Origin of the sequence: Limosilactobacillus sp., assembly GCF_022651205.1 — a bacterium.
GTDB lineage: Bacteria > Bacillota > Bacilli > Lactobacillales > Lactobacillaceae > Limosilactobacillus.
Map to the genome: position 1 here is coordinate 1 of NZ_JALCQI010000008.1, position 25,001 is coordinate 25,001.

The window sequence follows — 25,001 nt, forward strand, 5'->3', positions numbered from 1 at the left end:
ACCGCCGGCGTTCATCCTGAGCCAGGATCAAACTCTCATATAAAATATAAGAACTTGAATAGCTCTAATTCAAATTAATTAAGCGAATTGACTTCGCAAATGTTTTGCTTCAAATCATAATGATTGAAGACCCTACACATTTGATTCGTCGAAACTTTGTTCAGTTTTCAAAGTTCTACCTTGTTCAGCAACAAGAGCTGAACAACATTTAATATATTATCACATGTCTGTTTCACTGTCAACAACTAATTTCAATCAATTAGTTAACTCAGCAGCTCAATCAAACAGCTTTTATAATATATCATCTTGCCAAGAAGCAGTCAACACTTTATTTGAAACAAAAAGAATCAATTTTAGGACAAACAAAATATCCCGCTCTCAACAGAAATTTACTATACCTTCTTTTAGTGAGATCGTCAACATCAAAATCAGAGCGCTTCTCACCACCCAAACTCTAATCATGAACATTCACTACAAATTGTCCTGACATAGTTAATTAAACCTACTCCAAACTAAAAGGCACCCGCCATTCATAGTGACTAGGTGCCTATAATCTGAACATTTTAATTTTAAAATTATTTCACACGTACTAGGAAGTAGCGTTTCTTTCCCCGACGAACGATGACGAACTTACCATTAAAGTGGCTGTTTGGATCGATTTCAGCATCAACATCGGTAACTTTTTCTCCATTAATATGAATGGCTCCATTTTCAACATCTTGCCGTGCTTGCCGACGGGATGGTTCAATTTTGGTGTCATCAACTAACCACAAGATGATGTTCTTCTTCTCGTTAGTAACTTCAGCTGAAGGAACATTCTTAAAACCTTGTTCGATTTCTTCGGTAGTTAGGTCAGCAACATCTCCAGAGAATAATGCTTTCGTAATTCGTTGGGCTTCTGCTAATCCTTCTTCGCCATGAACGAACTTAGTTACTTCTTCAGCTAAGCGGCGTTGAGCTTCACGCTTCCATGGTTCGTTCTTTACCTTTTCGGCTAAGTCTTCAATTTCATCTTTAGACAAGAAGGTAAAGTACTTAAGGTATTTAACAACGTCGCGATCATCCTGGTTAATCCAGAATTGGTAGAACTCGTATGGTGATGTCTTCTTTGGATCAAGCCAAATTGCCCCACCGGCAGTCTTACCAAATTTTGTTCCGTCAGCCTTGAGCATCAATGGAATTGTTAAACCATAAACTTTAGTATCTGGGCCTTCTACCTTATGAATCAGGTCAATTCCAGCGGTAATGTTCCCCCATTGATCAGACCCACCAATTTCAAGTTGAACATCATTGTTTTGGTAAAGGTGAAGAAAGTCAACCGCTTGAAGAATTTGATAAGTAAATTCAGTAAATGAAATTCCTGAGCTAAGTCGACTAGCAACAACTTCCTTATTCAGCATTGTATTAACGTTAAAGAGCTTCCCAAAGTCACGTAGGAAGTCGATCATGGTGAAGTCCTTTAACCAAGAATAATTATCAACGATCGTAAAATTCTCTGTTCCAAAGAGCTTCTCCATTTGTTCGGTCAATGCTTTTTTATTGTGTTCTAGCTGTGATTCAGTTTGTAGAGTCCGTTCTGTCTTCCGTCCAGATGGATCACCAATTGCACCAGTACCACCACCAATAATAATTACCGGATGGTGCCCCGCAAGTTGAAACCGTTTCAGGATCATGAATGGAATCAAGTGGCCAATATGAAGGCTGTCACCAGTTGGATCGGTTCCGCAGTACAAGCCAATATTCTTCTTTGTCGTTAACTCTTTTAATGCTTCCTTGTCAGTGGTTTGGTTAATCGCACCACGCCATTCAAGTTCATCGATAATGTTCATCGTGTATCCCTCCTATAATGTCTGGATCAAAAAATCCCCGGCTTCATATCGAAGTCAGGGACGATTTACCGCGTTACCACCTTGAATTGCAACCGCCAAACAGCAGCTACCTCTCTAGTCGATAACGAGACGATCCGTTCATAGTTAAAAAGCTCCGTAAGTGTAATTCGTTCGCTAACCTTGTCGCGCTCACAACAACCGCCCGATCTCTAAGTGTCCAGTCAGTAAACTACTTAAATTACCTCAACGCCTTTAGATATTGCCGTCATTGTACCGGGGTTGAGGGGGAATGTCAAGAGTAAGAGTGTGAAGCCGTTAAAACCTTCCGGTGGCTAACGATTTCTCCACCGAACGGCGCCTTGCCGTCGGAGGTGGAGGTCGTTAGCTCGAGGAAGGTTAGACTGAACAGATCTTAGCTATGTTGCCTAGAACAATTTCTCCTGACAAAGGCGTCTTGCGCCTAGGAAGGAGGTTACTAGTTCTAGCGAGTCCCTGGCGAGCAGATCTCGACTATGTTGTCTAATCCACTGCTCAAGGAAGGTTAGGCTGAGCACATTCAGTCTATGCCACAGCAGTACGATAGAACGTTCTAACTCACATCACCTTTAAAACAACAAAGAGACCAGGTTCATCCCCAGTCTCCTCAAGCTAATTATTTATTTTCTTCGTCCTTTTTGGCTTTCTTATCTTTCTTTGCCTTTTTTGGTGTGTAAACTTCGTGGACGTATGCTTCACCGGTTAATTCAGCAACTGGTTTAAACGTTCCGGCAAAGTCTTCATCAAGGTTAGCCGTTTCCTTTGCTTTTTCGTAGTAAAGGGCACCGCTGGCAAAGATTACTGGTAAGTAAGCAGCAAAGCCAAGAATCATCAACAGTAATCCGATGTATACCAATGGATAAGTAGCTGTGTAAATACCCCAGTATGTTAATGCACCAAAGATAACTTCCCAAACAACCATTGGAACAAAGATGACAACAAGCATGATTAGTAAGTAGTTCCATTTCCGGCCGCCCATAAGCCGACGACTCGCTGTTAAGGCGTGACGCATTGATTGGCCAAGAAATTGTGGTTGCCGATCACGGTAAAGGAAGTTTGCTTGTGAATATTCAATTCCCTTCCAAGCCATCACAATGTCATTCAAGATCCGGCAAATGATTACTAATACTTGATTCTTTGCGACCAGGCCACCAATGATGTCTAGTGGTAGGCTCCAGAGGAAAACGAATAGTCCGGTATAAAGGATAATCCGCCATAATTGATTCTTCCGTAAGTGTTTGTAGTGCATCCAGACGGAACCAGCACTGACAATTTGTTCAGGGTGACGCACCTTATCTTGATAAGTAAACTGTGCGGCAGTAGTAAAGAATGAATAGAAGAATGACAGTGCTATTAAAATAACGACTGCGACTAATAATTCAAGTAATGCTAAACCGATTGCAGCAGGTGATGCCATCCCATACATAATCATCATCATGGCCATTCCCATTGAACTCAAGATTCCTTGAGCAAAATAACCAACAATAAATGATAAGGCAAGGAAAATAATCATCACTCCACCAAGGGGCCACATTGAAGCTTGATAATGTGGCTTTACCAGTCCCTTCAAGTCATGAATGAACTGTTTCAAAGATAGATGATAACGTTTCTTCATTTAAAACTCTCTCCAATTATTTCAGAATATATTTTTCATCTTAACACAAATCAAATAAAGCTCAATTTTCGAGCCGTTATTTTCATAAAAATTTCAAAAAGTGATTACCAACCCAACATTTAGATTTGTGTGTTAATGGTAATCACTTTATTTAATGTTTATTTAGTTTAACAGTAACTGAGTAAAAACGCGCTCAACCTAATCTTCCTAATGTCACATAGTTGAAACCTGCTTGTCAGGAACTTGCTAAAGCTAGCGACCTCCTTCCTAGGCGCTTAGTCGCCTTCGTCAGGAGAAATCGCTAGCTTTCCGCAAGTTCTCTGCTGACAAGTACTCTATTCATTTACCCTCAAATTAATCTTGCTTAGTCGCTGAAGGATAAGGAAAACGATGATTCCTTCGAGAGGCCAGGTGATGACTTCTTTGGGTAAGCGGATGAATAATAGTGCCCAGAATGTTTTTCCGGTACTGCCGGTATTCAGGCTCATAATGTAAATCCATAAGGTCGTAAAGATAACATTAGTAATTAAGATCTGGAAGAACTCATAGATTAGTGCCCGTTGCCAGGTAACCTTTTGATTATATAGGAACATCCCCGCAAGAACCCCAGAAACAAAGGCGGAAAAGGTAAAGCCAGGGAAAAAGGCCGTTCCCGAATTAAGAATAGTATTGCTAATAATGTCGGTGACAACCATCGCCCAACCACCGATCCATGGTCCGAGGTAATAGCCAATCAATGACGTCGCAATAAAGCCAAAGCCAAATTTAAGGATTGTGGGATCCCCAATCGACAATTTCCCCAGAACACCCTCAAGGGCAATCAGCATTCCAGCTAGCGTTAGCCTCTTCGTCGTGAAACGCGGGCCAGTAAAAGATAAAATTGATGTCATCTCAATCAACTCCCTACTTAAAAATATTTTGTTAGGGAGCACATTGACAGGTGTCTCTGTGGTGAATGCGGAATTATCAAGCAGCTCAGTGCTTCCTTCCGACGTTCACATTCCGTTCCGTCGGACAATAACTCGGTAATTCCTACCCCAACAACACATAATATACTATAACCACGGATATTATTCAATATTTTCTTTGAAATATATGTAATTTATGTTGTTAAGGATTGAACAATCGATATATAGTTCGTTTTTTACTTCAAACTCCCAACAATCCTCCAAAATAAAACAGCTTCCAAGATCCAGTAAAACTGAATTCTAGAAGCTGCTCCAATTTATAAAAACATGAAAATGAAATTATGTTTAATATTTCTAGTCTAACTTACCGGCGCTCCGTAAGATTTCTTGGGCTTTTTCGAGGTAGTGGTGCTCTGCACGGAATGCCTTAATCTTTCCACCCTTACTCTCATCCATTTCATCCAATTGCTTTTCGAGTTCTTCGAAGCCCTTCTTAAGGTCCTTAATAACGGGCTCTTCATCTTCCATGTAAATGTAGTGGTTTTCAGCATCCGCAATCTTCTTTGCGATCCGGTCCAATGCTTTTAATTGACGTTTTGCATAATCAGCCATAATAATAACCTCCTGATAAATATTTATTTATACTATTATTATATTTTTAATAATAAAGATATACAAGTAATAGCACTTGTCCTTGAAATTGTGGATGGATGTAAATCGATATTTTAATAATCAGTTATTATATAATGGCTCAAATACGTAATTTAATTATCTGTCAATTATTTTTGCGATAAACAAAAGAAGACTGGGATTTAACCTAGTCTCCTAAATCTTAATATCTTATTTTAGTATTTTTCCTTGCTTAATACGTTAAGTTTTTCATCGAAGTCATAAACAACTGGTTGACCAGTAGCCATTTCAAGGTTCATGATATCGTCATCAGAAATGTTTTCGATGTACTTGCTCAAAGCACGGAGAGAGTTACCGTGGGCAGCGATGATAATGTTCTTGCCATCAAGAAGCTTTGGAGCAATTTCATCTTGCCACAAAGGAATAACCCGTTCCAAGGTAACCTTTAAGTTTTCACCACCAGGAACAGTCCGTGGGTCCAAGTTAGCGTAACGACGGTCGTGCAATGCTGAACCTTCATCAGTAGCCTTTAGCAATGGAGGTAAAACATCGTATGAACGACGCCAAATGTGAACTTGTTCGTCACCGTACTTTTCAGCAGTAGCCTTCTTGTTAAGGCCTTGCAAAGCACCATAGTGACGTTCGTTCAAACGCCAAGTCTTGGTTTCAGGAATCCAAAGTTGGTCACATTCTTCAAGAGCGTAGTGCAAAGTCTTGATCGCACGCTTCAATACTGAAGTGTATGCGTAGTCAAATTGGATACCGTGTTCCTTAAGGGCCTTACCAGCGTTCTTAGCTTGCTCAACACCCTTTTCACTCAAATCAACATCGATCCAACCAGTGAACTTGTTAGCAAGGTTCCATTCACTTTGGCCGTGACGAATTAAAACTAGTTTTGCCATGTTTTAATGACCTCTTTCTTCTTAAAATCGCTATACTAAACAGCATTACTTAATCATTTTAATCCAAACGCCCAAAAATTCCAATAGGGGAAGCTCGGTTCTTGTGAAAAATGATTCAATTTTAGAGACCCGCTTTTGCACCAATATCATGTCGGTAAAAGCATTCAGGCTGATCGAGCTTTTCTAAATACCTGTAAACACGATCATGGGCTTCTTGGAGGGTGTCTGCCTGTGCAAGGACCATCAGCAAGCGACCACCGCCTCCCTTAAGATCCGTTAACGTCCCCGTTACATTAGCATAGTCGATCGCAACGTTTTCACTTTCAGGGAAACTCCCTAGCTTTTGCCCGTGAACCGGTTTTTGCGGATACCCCTTTGACGCTAAAACAACGCCAAAGCTGGCCTTAGAACTTTCCTTAATTTCCGGTAATGGTCGGTCATCAATTGCCGCATCGACTAACTGATAAAGATCCGTTTCTAACTGTGGAAGAACTACCTGGGTTTCTGGATCACCAAGCCGAACATTGTATTCAATCACCTTTGGACCTTCCGCGGTTAACATTAGGCCGATATAAAGGACACCATGATAATGATATTCTCCCTTTACCAACCCGTTAACTGTTGGCTCAACCACTTCATCAATCATCCGCTGGCGATCACTAGCCGCGAGTTGCGGAAGCGGGCTATATGAACCCATCCCCCCAGTATTCGGTCCCCGATCATTATCATAGGCCCGCTTATGATCCTGAGCCATTGGCAAGATCCGGTAGTGGCCGTTACTGATCACCACAAACATTGAATATTCTGGACCGACCAAACACTCTTCCAAAACAATCCTCGCCTGACCAGACGCAAACATTTCTTTAATCGTTTGGACAGCTTCATCGTGATTTTGGGCGATCACAACCCCCTTACCACCAGCCAGGCCATTTTCCTTGATCACTACCGGATAGCCAAACTGATCAACATGGTCCAGGATTGCCGTTTGGTCACGATAAGAAGCGTGCTTGGCAGTTGGAACACCGTAATTATTCATAAAATTAAGCGCGTATTCCTTTGACCCTTCCAACTGTGCCGCTCGTGCATCAGGGCCAAAAATCTTCAATCCAGCAGCATGAAATTCATCTACGATCCCGTCAACAAGGCAGTCTTCAGGGCCAACGAAAGTCCACTTTACATTCCGTTCCTTAGCGAATTTGATTAATCCAGCAAAGTCATCTTCAGCAATATCGACCGGTTCAACCCCAACAGTCGGCATCCCGACATTACCAGGAGCACAGTAAACATGGTCGACATGATCACTTTCCTTTAATTTCTTGGCAATCGCGAATTCGCGACCCCCTTCGCCAATTACTAGTAAGTTAACTTTATCTGTCATGAGATCCTCCTGAATGTGGTTGAGCTGGAGTGAACCAGAAATTGATTCATCAATTTCGTCTGTGAACCCACGCAAGGATGAGTAGGCTTTTGACTATCAACTTGTTGATGGTAAAAGCCACTCAGCTACTGCGCTTTGCACGAGTTTTCGTTCTACTGTTACATAGTCAAGATCTGCTCGCCGTGACCGCAACTTCCGCCTAGCTATCCCGTCCTTGATTGCAAGCCAATCATCGTCCGGGATTTTCTAGTGCTCAGTTGCTAATCCGTCACGGCTCACACTCTCTTTTAAACGTGCTTCGCCCAAGTTTCCTTGAGCTAGCAACCTCCTTCCTAGGCGCAAGCCGCCTTCGTCAGGAGAAATTACTAGCTTTCCGGAAACTCTTTGGAGCGAAGGCACTCTATTTTTTAATGTCTGAAATGCCTTACCCCCGTTGTAACCATGGCGATGCCGTATTTGTTGGCCATGTCGATGGATTCTTGGTCGCGGATGGAGCCGCCGGGTTGGACAACGGCTTTGATGCCGTGTTTGCCAGCGTATTCAACACAGTCGCCAAACGGGAAGAAGGCGTCGGAAGCCATGACGGTGCGGTCGTCGATATCGTCCCCGGCATGCTTGACGGCAATCTTTAAGGAGTCAATCCGGTTAGGTTGTCCTTCACCGACACCAAGAGTTCGTTCATCATTTGCCAGTACAATTGCGTTTGACTTGGCGTGCTTAACAGCCTTCCAGGCGAACATTAACGTCTTCAATTGTTCTTCGGTTGGTTGGACATCGGTGACGCACTTCCAGTCATGATAATCCTCTTTCAAGGTATCCTGCTCCTGCATTAGCATTCCACCCATTACTGAGACTACTTCATGCTTAGTTGGTTCATCTTTCTTACTAAAGTCAAGGCTTAGTAAGCGGATATTTTTCTTCTTTGCCAAAACTTCGTAGGCATCATCATCAAATCCAGGAGCGATCACGATTTCCAAGAAAATCTTGTGCATCTTTTGTGCAGTTGCAAGATCAACTTTCCGGTTAAGGGCAATCACACCACCGAAGATTGAAACGGTATCTGCTGCGTATGCCCGATCCCAAGCTTGTTCCAGGTTATCGCCCCGGCCAATACCACAAGGATTCATGTGCTTCATTGCAACTACGGCTGGTTCATCAAATTCGCGGATACAACGGAGTGCTTCATCAGCATCCTTAATATTATTGTAGGAAAGTTTCTTACCATGGAGTTGCTTAGCAGATAAGACGGAGAACGCTTTTGGCATTGCATCTTGGTATAACCAAGCCTTCTGGTGACTGTTTTCCCCGTAACGCATCGTTTCCTTCAAATCCCATGTCAAAGTTAACTTTTCTGGATCTTCTAGGCCATTTTTCTTAGTGAGGTATTGTGAAATTAAAGCATCGTAAGCCGCAGTGTGACGGAATGCCTTAGCAGCAAGTTGAGACCGGGTTTCTAAAGTAGTTGAACCATTCTCCTTAATCTCGCTTAATACCTGGTCATAATCATTTTGATCGACAACGATCGTGACGTCACGATAATTCTTAGCAGCTGAGCGGACCATGCTTGGGCCACCAATATCAATGTTTTCGATTGCGTCTGCTAGTTTTACATCCGGTTTTTCAATTGTTTGTTTAAATGGATAGAGATTAACACAAACCAAATCAATTGGCGTAATGTTAAGTTTCTTCAGAGTTGCCATGTGTTCTGGTAATTCACGTCGAGCTAATAACCCACCGTGAACATAGGGATTCAGCGTCTTTACTCGACCATCGAGGATTTCGGGGAAGTGGGTGACGTCTTCAATGCTGATCGTCTTTACCCCGGCATCATCCAGGACCTTCTTTGTTCCACCAGTTGAAACAATTTCAAAGCCGTTTTCCTCTAGGCCCTTAACAAAGGGAACCAAGTTTGTTTTATCAGATACGCTTACTAATGCTCGTTTCATGGGTTAATTCTCCTTTTCTAACTTTGTTAAAACCTGCTTAACTGCTTCTGGATAAAGCTGATGCTCAGTCTCGTGAACCCGGCTTTCCAACGTCTCAACCGTATCGTCCGCCAAAATCGGAACATGCCGTTGAGCGATAATCGGCCCGGAATCAAGGCCAGCATCAATATAGTGAACTGTGACCCCAGTTTGTTTGCGGTGATCATTAAATGCCCGTTCGATCGAGTGCAATCCTGGATATTCTGGCAACCAGGCAGGATGAAGGTTAACGATCCGTCGTTCATAGTGATTCAGGATTGTCGGTCCCACCACCCGGAGGTAACCCGCTAACGCAATAAAATCGATTTTGTAGCGACGAAGCAACTGTAATAGTTGTTTTTCGTACTCATCCTTTCCACCACACGACTTTACCGTGAAGCTTTCAGCCGAAACTCCTAATCGCTTCGCCCGTTTCATCACCGGTGCATCTGGGTGATTACAAAAGAGTAATGACAATTCTCCAGGAATATCACCGGCTTGAAAGTGTTTGGCTAACACTTCAAAATTCGTCCCGTTCCCGGACGCGAAAATAGCAACTTTCATTTTCAACCCTCACTTAATCTCAATCTTTGCGGCATTCTCAGGACGGTGACGGAGCTGACCAATCCGGTAGCTCTTCTCGCCTGCTCCCGTTAGCTTCTCTTGGACCAGATCAACCTTTGCTGGATCAACCGCTAACACTAAGCCAATCCCCATGTTGAAAGTCTGGAAGCAGTCAGCTAACGGTAATTGCCCTAATTGCTGCAAGTAGTCAAAAACTGGCAAAGACGGCCATGAGCGATGAACAATCACGGCTTGTAACTGATCGCCAATCATCCGGGGAACATTCTCGATTAATCCCCCACCGGTAATATGACTGACGCCCTTAATCAGCTTTTGCCGAATCAGCGGCAAAACTTGCCGGACATAGATCCGGGTTGGCTTTAAGATTGCCTCACCGACTGTCATCCCTTGAAGAACACTTGGTTGATTGTTAAGTCGGATGTCATGATCCTTAAATAAAATCTGTCGAACAAGTGAAAAGCCATTTGAGTGGATCCCGCTTGAAGGCAGTCCCAAGAGAACATCCCCCGCTTGCGGTAATTCCGTTGTTAACAATTGGTCCTTTTCTGCAACACCAGTAACCGTTCCCGCCAAGTCATATTCTTCTTGGGAATACATATCCGGCATTTCAGCTGTTTCGCCACCGATTAAGGCTACTCCTGCATCACGGCAACCAGCTGCCACACCACTCACAATTTCCGCCATCTTTTGTGGATCATTATGGCCGGTCGCAATGTAATCAAGGAAGAATAATGGTTCAGCCCCCTGAGCTAAAACGTCATTCACACACATGGCAACGACATCAATTCCAATCGTGTCGTGTTTTCCCAGCCGTTGAGCAATCAACAGTTTCGTCCCAACTCCATCGGTTCCGGAAACCAGGACGGGATGTTTCATGTGTAACTCGCCGAGATCGAACATCCCGCCAAAGCTACCAATGCCGCCAACAACTCCCGGTCGGTCAGTCGAGCTAACCGCCGCCTTAATTCGGTCAACCAATTCGTATCCGGCATTGACGTCAACGCCTGCTTCTTGATAGCGATTCATGATTCTCGTTCCTTTCGTGCCAGCTTTTCCTGTTCATTTAATGACTTCAAGTAACCTTCTTCATAATCATAAAGTGGTGTCGGGTAATCTCCATTAAAGTAGGCGACCGTTAAGCCACCATATGGAGCATCCCCTGCATCTGGAATGTTAATCGCCTTAATTAGGTTTTCGACACTCAAGAAATGAAGTGAATCGGCGCCAATCAACTCGCGCATCGTTGAGACTGAATAATGAGCCGCCATTAATTCTGAGCGGGTCGAAATATCAATCCCGTAGAAGCACGGAAACTTAAATGGTGGTGAAGCAATCAACATATGAACTTCCTTAGCTCCCGCATGACGAAGCATCTTAATAATCTGCTTGGAAGTCGTTCCCCGAACCAGAGAATCATCAACCACGATTACCCGTTTTCCAGCAACGACCCCACGAACGGCGGATAGTTTGAGGTGGACTCCCCGTTCGCGAAGGGCCTGCGTTGGCTGGATAAACGTCCGGGCAACATATTGGCTCTTGATTAACCCCATTTCGTATGGCAAGCCAGATTCTTCAGCATATCCCGAAGCTGCGGATAGTGAGGAATTAGGAACACCAATCACCATATCGGCTTCAATCGGGTATTGCTTTGCGAGCAACCGCCCCATCTGCTTTCGTGCATTATGAACAGTTACTCCATGAATGATTGAATCAGGGCGAGCAAAGTAAATATATTCCATTGAGCAAATTGCTAGTTGAGTATCCGTCGTGTAGTGGTCAATATGTAAGCCATCACGGTCAATGACAATCAATTCCCCCGGCTGAACATCACGAACAAACTTCGCATCAACAATATCCAATGCGCAGGTTTCACTAGCAACAACATAGGCACCATTCTCCAGCTGACCAATGCAAAGGGGTCGAATTCCGTTAGGGTCAAGTGCTGCAATCAACCGATCCTTTTGCAAAAGGAGGAACGCGAAGCCCCCGTGGACAATATTCAAGCTCTTTTTCAAAGCTGGAATAAAGCCTTCCTTGATGTACTTTCGGACAAGGTGAATAAGGATTTCGGTATCAGAATCGGACTGAAAAACCGCTCCCTCATCTTCGAGTTCTCGGCGCAGGGTAACGGCATTAGTCAAGTTACCGTTATGGGCCAACGCAACGGCGCCATCATGAAAATGGAACAAGAATGGTTGAACATTTGCAATCGAATTATGACCACTCGTTCCATAGCGAACATGGCCAATTGCAGAATCACCAACCAGCCGCTTCAGTTCATCCGGATTAGCAAAGACTTGAGCTAAAAGTCCCCGATCCCGGTGCTGGTACAACTCCTTGCCATCACTTGAAACGATACCCGCACCTTCTTGGCCCCGGTGCTGGAGAGTATGCAGTCCGTAATAGGTTAACTGACTAGCATCTGGAGCACCAAAAACGCCAAAAACGCCACATTCTTCATTTAATCCTTTGATTTCAGCTGGCAAGGGATCGCCTCCTCCCATAATTTTTGTAGTTCAGTAACGTTTTGATTAACTTCCGCATCCTTCAGGTGGGCCTCAAGCCAGTGGGTATTCGTAACCTCGCCGACTAACTGGGCATCTTCACCCAACGTCTTTTCAAATTTGGCCGCTTTCTCAACCGGAACAGTCACGATCAACCGTCCTGGCGTTTCGCTAAACAACTGGGCAGCTGATAAATGGCGAAGATTGAGGTTCATCCCTAAATCAGTCTTAAAGAGCGTTTCGGCCAGGGCAACACCAAGGCCACCCTCACTAAGGTCATGTGCACTAGCAACGTTCCCAGCTTGCATTTCACCAAGAAGCCGCTTCATATAATCATGAACGTGTTCCATCTCAAATGGCTTAACAATTCCACTAATATCGCCAGTCATCATCTTTTGGATCTCTGCCCCAGCAAAGTCATCATCTGTCTTACCAATCAGGTAGACTTGGTCTCCAGCATTTTGAGCAAATGAAGGAATAACGTGATCAATGTTCTTAACAAGGCCGACCATTCCAACCATTGGCGTCGGGTGGATTGCCTTACCGTTGTTTTCGTTATAGAGGGAAACATTCCCGGAAATAACCGGGGTGTCAAATACCCGGCAAGCATCTGCCATTCCCTTGACTGATTGGTGGAGTTCCCAGAAAATCTCGGGATCATTTGGGTCACCATAGTTTAAGCAATCGGTTATTGCAAGGGGTTCGGCGCCGCTAGCAATAATATTAGCCGCCGCTTCAACGAGGGCCATCTGACCACCAACTTCTGGATTAAGGTAAACAAACCGCCCATTCCCATCGGTAGTCATCGAAAGGCCCTTATGAGTTCCCCGAACCCGAAGAACACCGGCATCACTTCCGGGACCAACTACAGTACTGGTCCGTACTTGGGAATCATATTGTTGATAAAAGACCTTCTTATCGGCAATGGTTGATTGTTGTAAAAGGTCACGTAATGTTTGTTCGGCATCGGTAATTTCTGGAACCCAGGCAGGTTGTGTTTCAGCCTTAGTAATTCGTTCCGGCTTCTTTTCTTCACTCGCCTCTTCCAAAACATCGTCAGTCAAGCTGGAAACCGGAATGTTGCAAACTTCCTGACCATCGTGGTAGAGGACATAATCATGACCACTAGTGATCCGACCAATCGTCACCGCTTCAAGGTCATAGAAATCAAAGACCTTTTTGAGATCCCCTTCGTGTCCCTTATTTACACACAGGAGCATCCGTTCCTGAGATTCACTCAGCATGATTTCGTACGCTGACATGTTTGGTTCACGTTGGGGAACTAAATCAAGGTTTAATTCCATGCCGCTTTTTCCTTCAGATGCCATTTCGGCACTTGAAGAAACGATTCCGGCGGCACCCATGTCTTGAATACCGACTAACCAGTCTGGGTGCTTAGTAATTACTTCCAGGCAGGCTTCCAAGAGAAGCTTTTCCATGAACGGGTCACCAACCTGAACCGCTGAACGTTGGGTGGCATTCTCATCGCTAAAGTCCGCCGAAGCGAAAGTAGCACCATGAATACCGTCACGACCGGTCTTAGCACCGACGTACATCACAGCGTTGCCAACCCCAGCAGCCCTTCCTTTTTGGAGGTCCTTCTGATCCATCAGGCCAACACTCATTGCATTACACAGAATGTTGCCCTGGTAGCACGGGTCAAAAGTAGTTTCACCAGCAATCGTTGGGATCCCCATGCAATTACCATAGTCACCAATTCCGCGAACAGTCCCGGCAACTTTCATCCGCATTTTTGGATCAGTTAGCTCGCCAAAATGAAGCGAATCAAGTGAGGCAACTGGTCGAGCACCCATGCTAAAAATATCACGCAGGATTCCACCGACACCGGTAGCAGCACCCTGGTATGGTTCAACCGTTGTTGGGTGGTTATGACTTTCTGCCTTGAAGACAACGGCTTGACCATCATCAATGTCAACAACCCCGGCACCTTCTCCGGGTCCTTGAAGAACTCGCGAATTTTTATTCGGGAAGAGTCGTAATACCGGTTTCGACTTCTTGTAGGAACAGTGTTCACTCCACATTGCAGAAAACAAACCCGTCTCGGTATAGTTTGGTAAGCGGCCAAGGAGCTTGTCACTAATGTAGTTGTATTCGGCTTCACTTAAGCTCCAGTCTAAGTACGGCTTTTGTTCCTTAATTTCTTCAGGTGTCATTGCCTGCTTCATAGTCTATTCCTCCACCTTTGCGCTGCCAGTTTCTAGTAACGACTTAAATAACCGTAATCCTGCTGTACTGCCAAGGAGTGCCTCAACCGCCCGTTCTGGATGGGGCATCATTCCGAGAACATTTCCTCGTTCGTTAGTAATTCCCGCGATGTTTCGCAGGCTGCCATTCGGATTTTCTTCGGCATAACGAAAGACAACTTGGTGATTTTCTTCAAGTCGATCCAATGTTTGTTCATCTGCGAAGTAACTGCCATCCGCGTGGGCAATCGGCAAGGCAATTCGTTCGTGATCCTTGTATTGGCGGGTAAAAATCGTTTGGTTATTAACCACTTCTAGGGGAACCGTTTTGCAAACGAACTTTTGACTATCATTTCGTTTCAGTGCTCCCGGAAGCAAACCAACCTCGGTCAATATCTGGAATCCATTACAGGTCCCAAAGACTGGTTTTCCTTCTTTTGCCATCCTAATCACTGCCGGCATAATATTGGTGAACCGGGCAATCGCTCCAGCTCGCAGGTAATCACCATATGAAAAGCCACCGGGCAACATTACGGCATCAAAACCATCCAGGCTCTTTTCCTTATGTGAAACATACTCAACATCCGCATGACAAACGGAATGCAATGCTTCATAAAGATCAACATCACAGTTTGAACCTGGAAAAACAATCACCGCGATCTTCATTTAATCTTCCTCCATCACTTGGTACGTGTAAGTTTCCATGTTGAAGTTTACTAATAGCTGATCAGCAATTTCCTTCACGGTCTTCTCAACCGCATCCTTTGAACCATCAACGGTAACATCAAAGAACTTCCCAACTTGAACGTCCTTCACGTCATCGTGACCCAAGGTGTGAATTGCATCCTTAATGGTTTCACCTTGGGGATCAAAAACTGATTGCTTGTAGGTAACGAAAATCCGTACTTTTGTCATTTACTTATCCTCCGCAAGAACGTTTTGCAACCGTGCAAGAACCTGGTCATAAGTTTGGGTTAAGTCAGCGAGCTTCCGCCGGTAAACATCCTTATCCATGTGTTGGTCAGTCTTAATGTCCCATAAACGACAGTTATCTGGTGAAAATTCATCAGCCAAGACAATTTCACCGTTGCTCAACCGACCAAATTCAAGTTTGAAGTCAACCAGTTGCATCCCTGCCTTTTCAAACAGCGGTGTTAAAAGGCCATTAACTTCACGACAAAGCCCCCACATCTTTTCAAGTTCGGCATGTGTTGCGATCCCTAAGGCAATGCTTGCTGATTCATTAATGAATGGGTCATCAAGTTCATCACTCTTAAAGAAGGTTTCTTCAACTGGTTCAGGGAGCTTTTTCCCTTCATCAAGACCGTAACGGCTGGCAAAGTGACCGGCAATCACATTCCGCGTAACAAATTCGAGGGGGAACATATCACACTTCTTAACTAAATCTTCGTTAGCAGACAGCTTCTTAATAAAGTGGGTTTTGATTCCATTCTTAATTAAGTATTGGAAAACTAAATTTGAAATTGCGTTTGCTGCTTCACCTTTTCCAGCAAAGTGCTCCTTCTTCTTACCATTTAGTGCGGTTGCTTGGTCCATATATACGACCCGCAAAACATCAGGGTCATCAGTTTGCCACATTTGCTTTGCTTTTCCGGTATAAAGTAACTTTTCCATCTTAATTACGACTCCTTTGAGTAAAACACGAACTTTAAACGACGCATACAAGATTTTATTCGTTAAAGTCTGCCATTAATATACCCCCACCCACTTATCATTGTCAATATAATTTGTTAACTTTATTTAAATTATTCTTATTAATGTTCGTGTTTTACTATAAGATGAATTACTAAAGAGAATTTATTTAAGAAAATTAATCAAATTCCCGTTTTATGTTCTTCTAGTTTTCCTTTCAAATTATCTTTATTAATAATTTACAATTAAGATTGACTTCTCAAAAATTAAGATTAAACTAGTAAACAATTAAATTATGATTAGACTTTGAAGAGAAGAGTAGTGCCTAACCGTTTCAGCAGAGAGTCCTTGGTGATGAAAGAGGATATTCGGCAACAGCATGAAGATGAGCTCTGAGTCATCTAGCTTTGGTCATTGCGGCTAAGCTAGACGGATAGCAACCGTTACATTGCGGAGTATTCATTCAATTGAGTACTTAACGAGGTTGTTATTGCAAAATAACAATAAACTCAGGGTGGCACCACGAAATCCTTCGTCCCGTTGTTCTTAACAGAGCAATGGGACTTTTTTATTTTAGAGTGCAAGCCAGCAAAGGACTTGCGGTTGCCTAGTATCGGCGAATCTACCTCCCCATCAAGCTTAATCATATTCAGAAAGGAGAATCAGTAATGACAGCAAACGCTAAAAACGGGTTTTTACTCAGTAGCGGGCACTGGCAAAATCACTATCTTAATAATCCAGTATCAATCGCGGTGGTTAATCTAATGCCCACTAAGGAAGTGACCGAGCGACAATTTCTCGAAAGTTTTAATAAGTTTGAACAAGACGTTGAAATTACATTTCTCTACCCAGCAACCCACCATTTCAAAGGCGTTTCTTACTTAACGGTTGCTAAAACGTATGCCAGTCTTGTCGATGTTGAAAATTATTCATTTGACGGCTTAATCATTACTGGTGCCCCCGTTGAACAGCTTGATTTTCAACAAGTCGACTACTGGGAAGAATTCCGAACAATCTGCGACTGGGCTGAACGTCACACGAAGCAAACCCTTCTCGAATGTTGGGCGGCCCTCGGTGGACTTTATAACGACTACCAAATAAGCAAACGCCAATTACCGCAAAAGATTTTTGGCATCTATCAAGCAACAAAGGTTAATCATCACAGTAACCTAACTAATAATTTTCAAAACATTCAAATCCCACAGTCACGACATTCGACCCCGGTGGTTAATCCCGCGGCTCTCCCGAATGACTTGCAAATTATCGCAAGCAACCGGCAAATTGGGCCATTGATTTATTACTCTCCTTCTAAGCACCGGACATACATTACCGGTCATCCAGAATACGAGATCGACACGCTTGCGAAAGAGTATTACCGGGATCTAAAAAAGCGGCTCCCCATTCAAGAACCGCACAATTACTTTACTAACCTTCAAACCGGTAAAGTTAACTATTCGTGGCAACATTCAAGTCACCAAATCTATCAAAACTGGTTAAACACATTCACACAACAGAAAGTAGGTACATTAATATGAGTAATCAAGAACAAACACCAAAATACCATTTCGAAACCCTCCAAGTTCATGCTGGTCAAACAGTTGATGAAACTGGCTCACGAGCTGTGCCAATTTACCAAACCACTTCTTACGTTTTCAAGGATGCCAAACAAGCAGCCGACCGTTTTTCACTAAAGGAACCTGGCAACATCTATACCCGGTTAACTAACCCCACTACTGAAGTCGTTGATAAGCGGGTCGCTGCTCTGGAAAACGGCACTGCCGGAATTACCCTTGCGACTGGTTCAGCTGCCATCACCGCAGCAATTCTAAACATCGCTCAAGAAGGTGATGAAATTGTTTCTGCAAGTACGATTTACGGTGGAACCTATGACCTCTTTTCCGTCACTTTACCTAAACTAGGCATTAAAACCCACTTTGTTGACCCGGACGATCCCGAAAACTTCGCCAAGGAAATTAATGAACATACCAAGGCCCTTTATGTTGAAAGTATCGGGAACCCCGGAATCAACCTTGTCGACTTTAAGAAGATTGCTAAAATTGCCCACGATCATGGGATCCTCTTCATTGTTGATAACACCTTTGGAACCCCCTACCTTGTTAAGCCACTCGATCTTGGTGCTGATGTTGTTGTTCACTCGGCAACGAAATTCATTGGCGGTCACGGAACAACAATGGGCGGGGTCATTGTTGAAAACGGTAAGTTTGATTACAAGGCTAGTGGTCGCTACCCTGGCTTCACCACTCCTAATAGCCAATACGATGGCCTTGTCTTTGCGGATCTAGCACCGGCTGCATTTACAACTAAGGTTCGAGCAGAGACCGCACGTGACCTCGGTGCCACCATCAGTCCATTTAACTCATTCTTACTTCTTCAAGGTCTCGAATCATTATCACTTCGGGTTGAGCGGCACGTTGCTAATACCCGCAAAGTGGTTAAATTCTTGAATGATCACCCAAAGGTTGCTTGGATTAACTACCCCGAATTACCAGACAGCCCATACAAACCCTTGGCAGATAAGTACTTCCCAAAGGGCGTTGGTTCAATCTTCACTCTCGGTCTTACGGGAGGAGAAGAAGCAGGCAAGAAACTCATTAGTAACCTGAAGCTCTTCTCCCTGTTAGCAAACGTTGCGGATGCCAAGTCATTAATTATCCACCCAGCATCGACAACCCACGCTCAACTGAGTCCAGAAGAATTAAAGGCAGCCGGTGTTACCCCTGACCTCATTCGAGTATCGATTGGGGTTGAAAACGCTGAAGACTTGATTGCGGATCTGGATCAAGCGCTAGCCAAGATTTAATTAACCAAAGGAGGCGGAAAATATGCAGACGATTACGATTGGCCTTCTTGGCTTAGGAACCGTTGGCAGTGGCGTTGCCAAACTATTGCAGGAACATGCCGCAAAAATTGAACAAACGACTAACGTCCACTTCGTTCTTAAGCGCGTGGCAGTGGCCCACTTAAACAAGCCCCGGAAAGTTAGTCTCCCTGCCGAAACATCCCTCACGGACCAAATTGATGAAGTAATCAACGATCCCAAAATTCAAATAGTTATCGAAACAATGGGAACGATTAACCTTGCCCGCCACGCGATCATCCAGGCAATCTATAATCACAAGTCTGTCATTACCGCTAACAAAGACCTCCTTGCAATTGACGGACCACAGCTTGCACGGCTCGCCCAAAGTCGGCATGTTGATTTCCTGTATGAAGCTAGCGTTGCCGGGGGAATTCCAATTCTGCGGGTTTTGAGCAGTAGTCTGGTTACCGACCAGGTAAGTCAGGTTACTGGGATCATTAACGGTACCGCAAACTATATTCTTTCAGCAATGACCAAAGATAGTGTTAGCTACGAAAAGGCCTTAATGGCTGCCCAAGCAAAGGGATATGCCGAAGCGAACCCAACAAATGATGTTAAGGGAATTGATACCGCTAATAAACTTAGCATTCTGAGTCAATTTGCATTTGGCAAAGCCCTTAATCCAAAAAAGCTCGGCGTTCACGGCATCGATCAACTCACTGCGGAACAGTTGACCAGCGCGAAGCAATTCGGCTACACAATTAAGCTACTTGCGATTGCCAAACGATTGGACAATCAGCTCTACACCTTTGTTGGCCCGACCTTAATCAAACAAAATGATCAGTTAGCTAAAATTGACGGGGTTCAAAATGCAGTTGCCATTAAGAGTAACGCGCTAGGCTCAAGCGTCTATACTGGACCAGGTGCTGGCGCCAAACCCACAGCAAATAGCATCTTAAGTGATCTTGTTGCGGCAGCTAACGATATTTTAGATTACGATTGTGGGAGTGCCGCGTTTAACAATTATCATGAAGTACTCAAGCCGCATAAATTAAGTGAACTTCCCCAATCCTACCTAATTATAGCTTACGGTCAGTCAGCGAAGCCATCTAAGCAGATTAATTGGCAGAACGAAACCAGCGGGCAAAATTACTGGAGCGGTCTCACTCCCGTTATTACTCACGAAGAATTGGTCGCGTTGGTTAAAAACAACCATAAAATTAACTATTTACCAGTCTATAACACTTACCAAATCTAAAAATCAGGGAGAGTGGGACAGAACTAGCTTGTCTAGTTCGTTGTCCCACCTCCGCAAGGATGGCTAGGTTGGTCAAATGCTGATTTATCAGCGTTTGAACTGCCAGCCAGCTACTGCGCTGTTGTATTATCATATTTAAAATAGTCAAGAGACTGGGTTAATTTCCAGTCTCCTGATTTACTTTACTTATTAACAAATTCCGTCACAAGTTGCAGAATCTCATTTTCACGCTTCCCGACAAGCATGTGGTCCTCACCTTCAACCAGGTGTAGTTCACTCTTTGGTAAGATAACGTTATACTTCTTGGAAGCCTCGGGAGAAACAATCGCATCTGTAAGGCCATGAACCAGTAATGCCGGGCCCATAAAATGCTGAGCCGTTTCATAGATTGGGAGTAACTGGGCGGTCCGGAAGTATTCGCCGCTTACCGCTTCACCATGAACATCTACCGTTAACGGAATGTGGTTAGGATCATACTTTGTTCCCTGACATTCACCAAGCAACGCATCATCCTTTAGGGTTGCGGCAGGAGCCAACAGGACTTCCTTGCTAATAACATCCCGATAATAGGCTGCCAACATCGAAGCAACAACTCCACCTTGAGAATGACCAACTAAGTATATCTGTTGCGCCTTCATTTCCGTTCGGGCAAAGTCAATCATTTTCATACCATCCATAATTTCACTTAGGACGGTCATGTCAGTAAAAGCCCCATCACTCTGACCACAGCCAGCAAAGTCAAATCGCAGTGTGGGAATTCCGGCTTGATTTAGTGTCCGGGACAAGTCATATAGGAGGTTTCCTGCTTGATAACCTCGATCTCCCTGAAAGCCATGCATCAAAATTGCTACTCGTTCATTTTGTAAGTTATCCGTCCCCTCCAAAACTCCGCGGAGAGTAATTCCATCACGCTTGATCGTTACATCCATATCTAACGGCTCCTTTAGTTTTGTTCTTTCTTGTAATATTTTACTATACTTAAGGTTAGGAGGTGCTTCATTATGATTCACAACTTTACAACGGACCACCAGGTTAATCACCGTTCAATCCGTCAATTCAAGGATCAACCACTAACAACTGAACAGCTAACAACGATTTACGAAGCGGCAAGGCATACGTCATCTAGTATGTTCCTTCAGCAGTTCAGCATTCTTCGTCTCACTGACCCGAAAAAGCGCGCTGCTGTTCGAGAAATTTCCAAACAGCCATATGTCGGTGCTGAAGGCGAGCTCCTAATCTTTATTGCTGATCTTTACCGTAACCAGCAAATTCGTCACCAACTTGGGAATGACGGTGGTCGCCTGCACACGACAGATATCTTCATGCAAGCTGCAGAAGATACCATCTTAGCCTTACAAAATGCCCTTACTGCTGCGGAAAGTATGGGACTTGGTGGCGTTGTCCTTGGCTCCATCAAAAACGATCCGGAAAAGCTAATCCAAGTATTAGACTTACCGAAAATGACCTTCCCAATTCTCGGCTTACAGGTTGGGGTGCCTAATCAGGAGCCACAACTAAAGCCACGACTACCGCTTAATCAAATTACCTTTAATGATAATTATCCACGTGACTTCAAGCTAAGTTCGCTGAAAGAGTACGACCAAACCGTAACAACCTACTATGATTTACGGGATGCCAATAAACGAATCGACTCCTTTACTAAGCAAATCAATGGGGATAAGTTGAACAATCATCAGACTAGCCGCGACAAGTTGCTCCAGGCCCTTCATGACCAAGGGCTTGCCTTAAATTAACGGTTTAAACCACTAAAACAACCTAGGATTATTTCAAAGTGATAATCCTAGGTTGCTTTTTTTAATTCAAATCAACACCCTTTGACGTCCGTTGCTCCTTAGTCAGAGTAACTAACATAATTCCAACAATAATTACAGTAATGGTAAAGCCAAGTCCGTAGTGAAATCCGGTAACGAACTTAACAGGAGCACTCCCACTAACTGAGCGTTGCCCCATTCCTAGAAGACTAGTGGCAATTGCTGTACAAACAGCACCAAAGATCTGTTGAACCGTATTTAAGATGGTCGAACCATCCCCAGAATCTGCTGCTGAAAGGGAATTAAGGGCACCACTTTGCACTGGTGACATTGCTAGTGGTCCACCAATCATCAAAATAACATTAGCTGTAATAATGTACGCAATCGAAGTATGGACGGTACTAAATGCCAACATAACCGCCCCTATCAAAGCAATGATAAAGCCAAATACCGCTGGCTTCTTAAATCCCGCATAATCATAAATTCTCCCGGCAATGGCAGATGTTATTGCATTAACAACGCCCCCTGGCAACATGACAATCCCGGTCAAAGCAACGGGAAGGAGTAAACTATTTTGAATGTACATTGGTAGTAAGTACATTGCTGAGAGCATCATCCCAAAATCAAGCATGACAATCAAAACACAAATTGCAAAGTTCTTATCCTTAAGAGTTTGTAGTTTCAGAATTGGTACTGGCAATTTAATTTGCCGAACAGCGTAGGCTGCTAAAATAATGATCCCGACTATCAAGAAGGCTAATACCTGCCATGAGAGCCAGCCAAAGGTACTAGCAAAGCTGACACCAACAACAATACACGAACAACCTACTGCAGATTCAAAAATTGAAAGCTTGTCTACTCGTGGTCGGGTAACCTTTTCAATATTAACTAAGAACCTTAACGTAAATAACAAAGCAATGGCAAGAAACGGCACAAACAACCAGAAAATCCAATTCCAGGAAAGTTTGCCTAAGATAAAACCAGTTAGCGTTGGTCCAATAGCTGGTGCAAACATAATTACCAGCCCGTTAACACCAATTGCCGTCCCAATCTTCTGTGGGGGAAAGACCTGCATCGTAACGGCAAACATTAACGGCAAAATAAGGCCGGTACCGATCCCCTGAATCATTCGGCCAGCTAGTAAAGCCGGAAAGTTAGGCGCTAGTGCCGAAATAATTGCCCCCACCATAAAGTCAATTAATGCAAAACTAATAATTTGGCGGGTTGTAAACCATTTCGAAATAATACTAGATAACGGTAAGATAATTCCAATCACCAGCATATAACCGGTCACTAACCATTGAACTGTTGAAGTCGTGGTTGAAAAACTTTTTACCAGTGTCGGTAAGGCGATGTTTAGTGAGGTTTCACTAAACATTCCCACAAAGGCCCCTAACAGCATTCCTGAAATAACTAGATATGGGTGCTTAATTTTTTGATCCATCTATTTATAACCTCTTTTCAATTATATTTAAACGCAAAAAAGGAGTACCTATCTGGCTATAGATAGGTACCCCCTACTCCCCGTGTTAATATTGAGCAAATCAATACTAGACGTCTTTAAATAATTACGTATTAATAGTACTTTACAATATTCTGCTTTTTAAAGCTAGTGTTAAATTGCTCAAAAACAGAATTTAATTAGCTTAATCTAAACCAACCCGCTTAAAAATGTCATCAACGTGACGAAGGTGCCAGTGGTAGTCAAAGGCATCGTCAAGGTCTTCCTTAGAGAGTTGCTTTTGAATCGTTGGGTCAGCTTCAAGCAATGGCCGGAACGGAATCTGTTCTGCCCAGCACTTAGCAGTGTATGGTTGGATCAAATCATAAGCCGCTTCACGAGTCATCCCGCTATTAACCAGCTTCAAGAGAACCCGGCCACTGTAAATCAAGCCAAGAGTTTTATCCATGTTCTTCTTCATCGTTTCTGGGAAGACATCGAGGTTATCCAAGATCCGGCCAAAGCGACGGAGCATGTAATCAATTAAGGAAGTGGAATCTGGTAAAATCATCCGTTCAGCACTGGAGTGGGAAATGTCCCGTTCGTGCCAAAGGGTGACATCTTCCATCGCCGTAACAACATTTCCCCGAAGAACCCGGGCACAACCGGTAATGTTTTCTGAGCCAATCGGGTTCCGCTTATGGGGCATTGCGGATGAACCCTTTTGTCCCTTAGCAAAGTGTTCTTCAACTTCATGAATTTCGGTCCGTTGTAATGACCGAATTTCGGTTGCCATGTTTTCCAAACTAGTCCCCATTAAGGCAATTGCGGAAATGTATTCTGCGTGAAGATCACGGGGAAGGACTTGAGTTGAAATTTCTTGAGCCCGTAACCCAAGTCGTTCACAAACATACTTTTCCACGAACGGATCGATTTCAGCGAACGTTCCAACAGCACCGGAAATCTTCCCTGCTTCAACACCACGAGCAGCGTGTTCGAACCGTTCCTTATTCCGCTTCATTTCTGAATACCAACGGGCAGCCTTTAAGCCAAAGGTCGTTGGTTCCGCATGAACACCATGGGTCCGGCCCATGCAGACGGTGTACTTGTACTTCTCGGCCATCTTCTTCAGAACTGCCATGAAGTCGTCGATATCCTTGCGAATGATGTCATTAGCTTTCTTCAGACGAAGTCCCTGGGCAGTATCAACAACATCGGTACTGGTCATCCCGTAGTGAACCCACTTCCGTTCTGGACCAAGTGACTTTGAGACATCCCGGGTAAAGGCAATCACATCATGGTGGGTAACAGCTTCAATTTTAGCGATTCCGTCAACGGAAAATTTCGCATTCTTACGGATCTTTTCAACGTCTTCAGCCGGAATATGACCAAGCTTACTCCAGGCTTCGTCCGCCGCAATCTCAACTTCTAACCAACATTGGTATTGGGTTTCCAAGCTCCAAATTTTCGCCATTTCTGGACTAGTATAACGATCAATCAT

The 25,001-nt window shown here is 43.9% G+C and carries 21 protein-coding genes and 1 riboswitch; of the genes, 4 read left to right on the top strand and 17 right to left on the bottom strand.

Going from position 1 to position 25,001, the window contains the following annotated elements; genetic code table 11:
- Positions 1–575 precede the first annotated feature (575 nt).
- From tyrS to purC, 14 genes are all read right to left on the bottom strand, one after another.
- Positions 576–1,829, bottom strand: a complete 1,254-nt coding sequence (gene tyrS, locus LKJ51_RS03060; RefSeq protein ID WP_291978871.1) for a tyrosine--tRNA ligase — start codon at positions 1,827–1,829, stop codon at positions 576–578.
- A gap of 652 nt (positions 1,830–2,481) precedes the next feature.
- Positions 2,482–3,480, bottom strand: coding sequence for a hypothetical protein (locus tag LKJ51_RS03065; protein WP_291980096.1), 999 nt, complete (start codon positions 3,478–3,480; stop codon positions 2,482–2,484).
- A gap of 335 nt (positions 3,481–3,815) precedes the next feature.
- Entirely contained in the window at positions 3,816–4,370 is a 555-nt protein-coding gene (locus LKJ51_RS03070; protein ID WP_291978869.1) for a folate family ECF transporter S component, read from the bottom strand.
- Positions 4,371–4,427: 57 nt separating this feature from the next.
- Positions 4,428–4,522: riboswitch (THF riboswitch) on the bottom strand.
- 220 nt (positions 4,523–4,742) lie between these two features.
- Entirely contained in the window at positions 4,743–5,000 is a 258-nt protein-coding gene (locus LKJ51_RS03075) for a hypothetical protein (protein WP_291978868.1), read from the bottom strand.
- Positions 5,001–5,233: 233 nt separating this feature from the next.
- Positions 5,234–5,920 carry a 2,3-diphosphoglycerate-dependent phosphoglycerate mutase gene (locus tag LKJ51_RS03080; RefSeq protein ID WP_291978867.1) on the bottom strand — a complete coding sequence of 229 codons (687 nt, stop codon included), beginning with the start codon at positions 5,918–5,920 and terminating at the stop codon, positions 5,234–5,236.
- Positions 5,921–6,041: 121 nt separating this feature from the next.
- Complete coding sequence (gene purD, locus LKJ51_RS03085) at positions 6,042–7,298, bottom strand: phosphoribosylamine--glycine ligase (RefSeq protein WP_291978866.1); 1,257 nt, start codon at positions 7,296–7,298, stop codon at positions 6,042–6,044.
- 407 nt (positions 7,299–7,705) lie between these two features.
- A complete protein-coding gene (gene purH / locus LKJ51_RS03090) occupies positions 7,706–9,244 on the bottom strand; it encodes a bifunctional phosphoribosylaminoimidazolecarboxamide formyltransferase/IMP cyclohydrolase (protein WP_291978864.1) in 1,539 nt (512 codons plus the stop codon).
- Positions 9,245–9,247: 3 nt separating this feature from the next.
- Positions 9,248–9,826, bottom strand: coding sequence for a phosphoribosylglycinamide formyltransferase (gene purN / locus LKJ51_RS03095; protein WP_291978863.1), 579 nt, complete (start codon positions 9,824–9,826; stop codon positions 9,248–9,250).
- A 9-nt stretch (positions 9,827–9,835) separates the two neighbouring features.
- Positions 9,836–10,873, bottom strand: coding sequence for a phosphoribosylformylglycinamidine cyclo-ligase (gene purM / locus LKJ51_RS03100; RefSeq protein ID WP_291978862.1), 1,038 nt, complete (start codon positions 10,871–10,873; stop codon positions 9,836–9,838).
- Entirely contained in the window at positions 10,870–12,333 is a 1,464-nt protein-coding gene (gene purF / locus LKJ51_RS03105) for an amidophosphoribosyltransferase (protein WP_291978861.1), read from the bottom strand. The genes purM and purF overlap by 4 nt, the downstream gene beginning before the upstream one ends.
- The gene (gene purL / locus LKJ51_RS03110; protein ID WP_291978860.1) at positions 12,309–14,537 is read right to left on the bottom strand and encodes a phosphoribosylformylglycinamidine synthase subunit PurL; all 2,229 of its coding nucleotides are present in this window, start codon (positions 14,535–14,537) and stop codon (positions 12,309–12,311) included. Before purL ends, purF begins: the two co-directional genes overlap by 25 nt.
- A gap of 3 nt (positions 14,538–14,540) precedes the next feature.
- Positions 14,541–15,221, bottom strand: a complete 681-nt coding sequence (purQ, locus tag LKJ51_RS03115) for a phosphoribosylformylglycinamidine synthase subunit PurQ (protein WP_291978858.1) — start codon at positions 15,219–15,221, stop codon at positions 14,541–14,543.
- Positions 15,222–15,470: a phosphoribosylformylglycinamidine synthase subunit PurS gene (gene purS / locus LKJ51_RS03120; protein ID WP_291978857.1), complete on the bottom strand. Its 249-nt coding sequence runs from the start codon at positions 15,468–15,470 to the stop codon at positions 15,222–15,224.
- On the bottom strand, positions 15,471–16,190 hold the full coding sequence (purC, locus tag LKJ51_RS03125; RefSeq protein WP_291978856.1) for a phosphoribosylaminoimidazolesuccinocarboxamide synthase: 720 nt from the start codon (positions 16,188–16,190) through the stop codon (positions 15,471–15,473). It lies immediately after the preceding gene.
- Between the two features lie 686 nt (positions 16,191–16,876).
- Between purC and LKJ51_RS03130 the strand changes: the two genes are divergently transcribed.
- The 3 genes from LKJ51_RS03130 to LKJ51_RS03140 are packed head-to-tail and all read left to right on the top strand — an operon-like array spanning position 16,877 to position 20,287.
- On the top strand, positions 16,877–17,743 hold the full coding sequence (locus tag LKJ51_RS03130; protein WP_291978855.1) for a homoserine O-acetyltransferase/O-succinyltransferase family protein: 867 nt from the start codon (positions 16,877–16,879) through the stop codon (positions 17,741–17,743).
- The gene (locus tag LKJ51_RS03135; RefSeq protein WP_291978854.1) at positions 17,740–19,029 is read left to right on the top strand and encodes an O-acetylhomoserine aminocarboxypropyltransferase/cysteine synthase family protein; all 1,290 of its coding nucleotides are present in this window, start codon (positions 17,740–17,742) and stop codon (positions 19,027–19,029) included. Before LKJ51_RS03130 ends, LKJ51_RS03135 begins: the two co-directional genes overlap by 4 nt.
- Positions 19,030–19,051: 22 nt before the next feature.
- Positions 19,052–20,287, top strand: coding sequence for a homoserine dehydrogenase (locus LKJ51_RS03140; protein ID WP_291978853.1), 1,236 nt, complete (start codon positions 19,052–19,054; stop codon positions 20,285–20,287).
- 182 nt (positions 20,288–20,469) lie between these two features.
- On the opposite strand, the gene LKJ51_RS03145 is transcribed toward LKJ51_RS03140, so the two are convergent.
- Positions 20,470–21,216: an alpha/beta hydrolase gene (locus LKJ51_RS03145; protein WP_291978852.1), complete on the bottom strand. Its 747-nt coding sequence runs from the start codon at positions 21,214–21,216 to the stop codon at positions 20,470–20,472.
- A 72-nt stretch (positions 21,217–21,288) separates the two neighbouring features.
- Between LKJ51_RS03145 and LKJ51_RS03150 the strand changes: the two genes are divergently transcribed.
- The gene (locus tag LKJ51_RS03150; RefSeq protein WP_291978851.1) at positions 21,289–22,041 is read left to right on the top strand and encodes an NADPH-dependent oxidoreductase; all 753 of its coding nucleotides are present in this window, start codon (positions 21,289–21,291) and stop codon (positions 22,039–22,041) included.
- A gap of 61 nt (positions 22,042–22,102) precedes the next feature.
- Here LKJ51_RS03150 and LKJ51_RS03155 read toward each other — a convergent pair whose 3' ends face one another.
- Positions 22,103–23,503 (bottom strand): DHA2 family efflux MFS transporter permease subunit, encoded by a 1,401-nt coding sequence (locus tag LKJ51_RS03155; RefSeq protein WP_291978850.1) that lies wholly within the window; start codon positions 23,501–23,503, stop codon positions 22,103–22,105.
- Between the two features lie 202 nt (positions 23,504–23,705).
- Positions 23,706–25,001: an adenylosuccinate lyase gene (gene purB / locus LKJ51_RS03160; RefSeq protein ID WP_291978849.1), complete on the bottom strand. Its 1,296-nt coding sequence runs from the start codon at positions 24,999–25,001 to the stop codon at positions 23,706–23,708.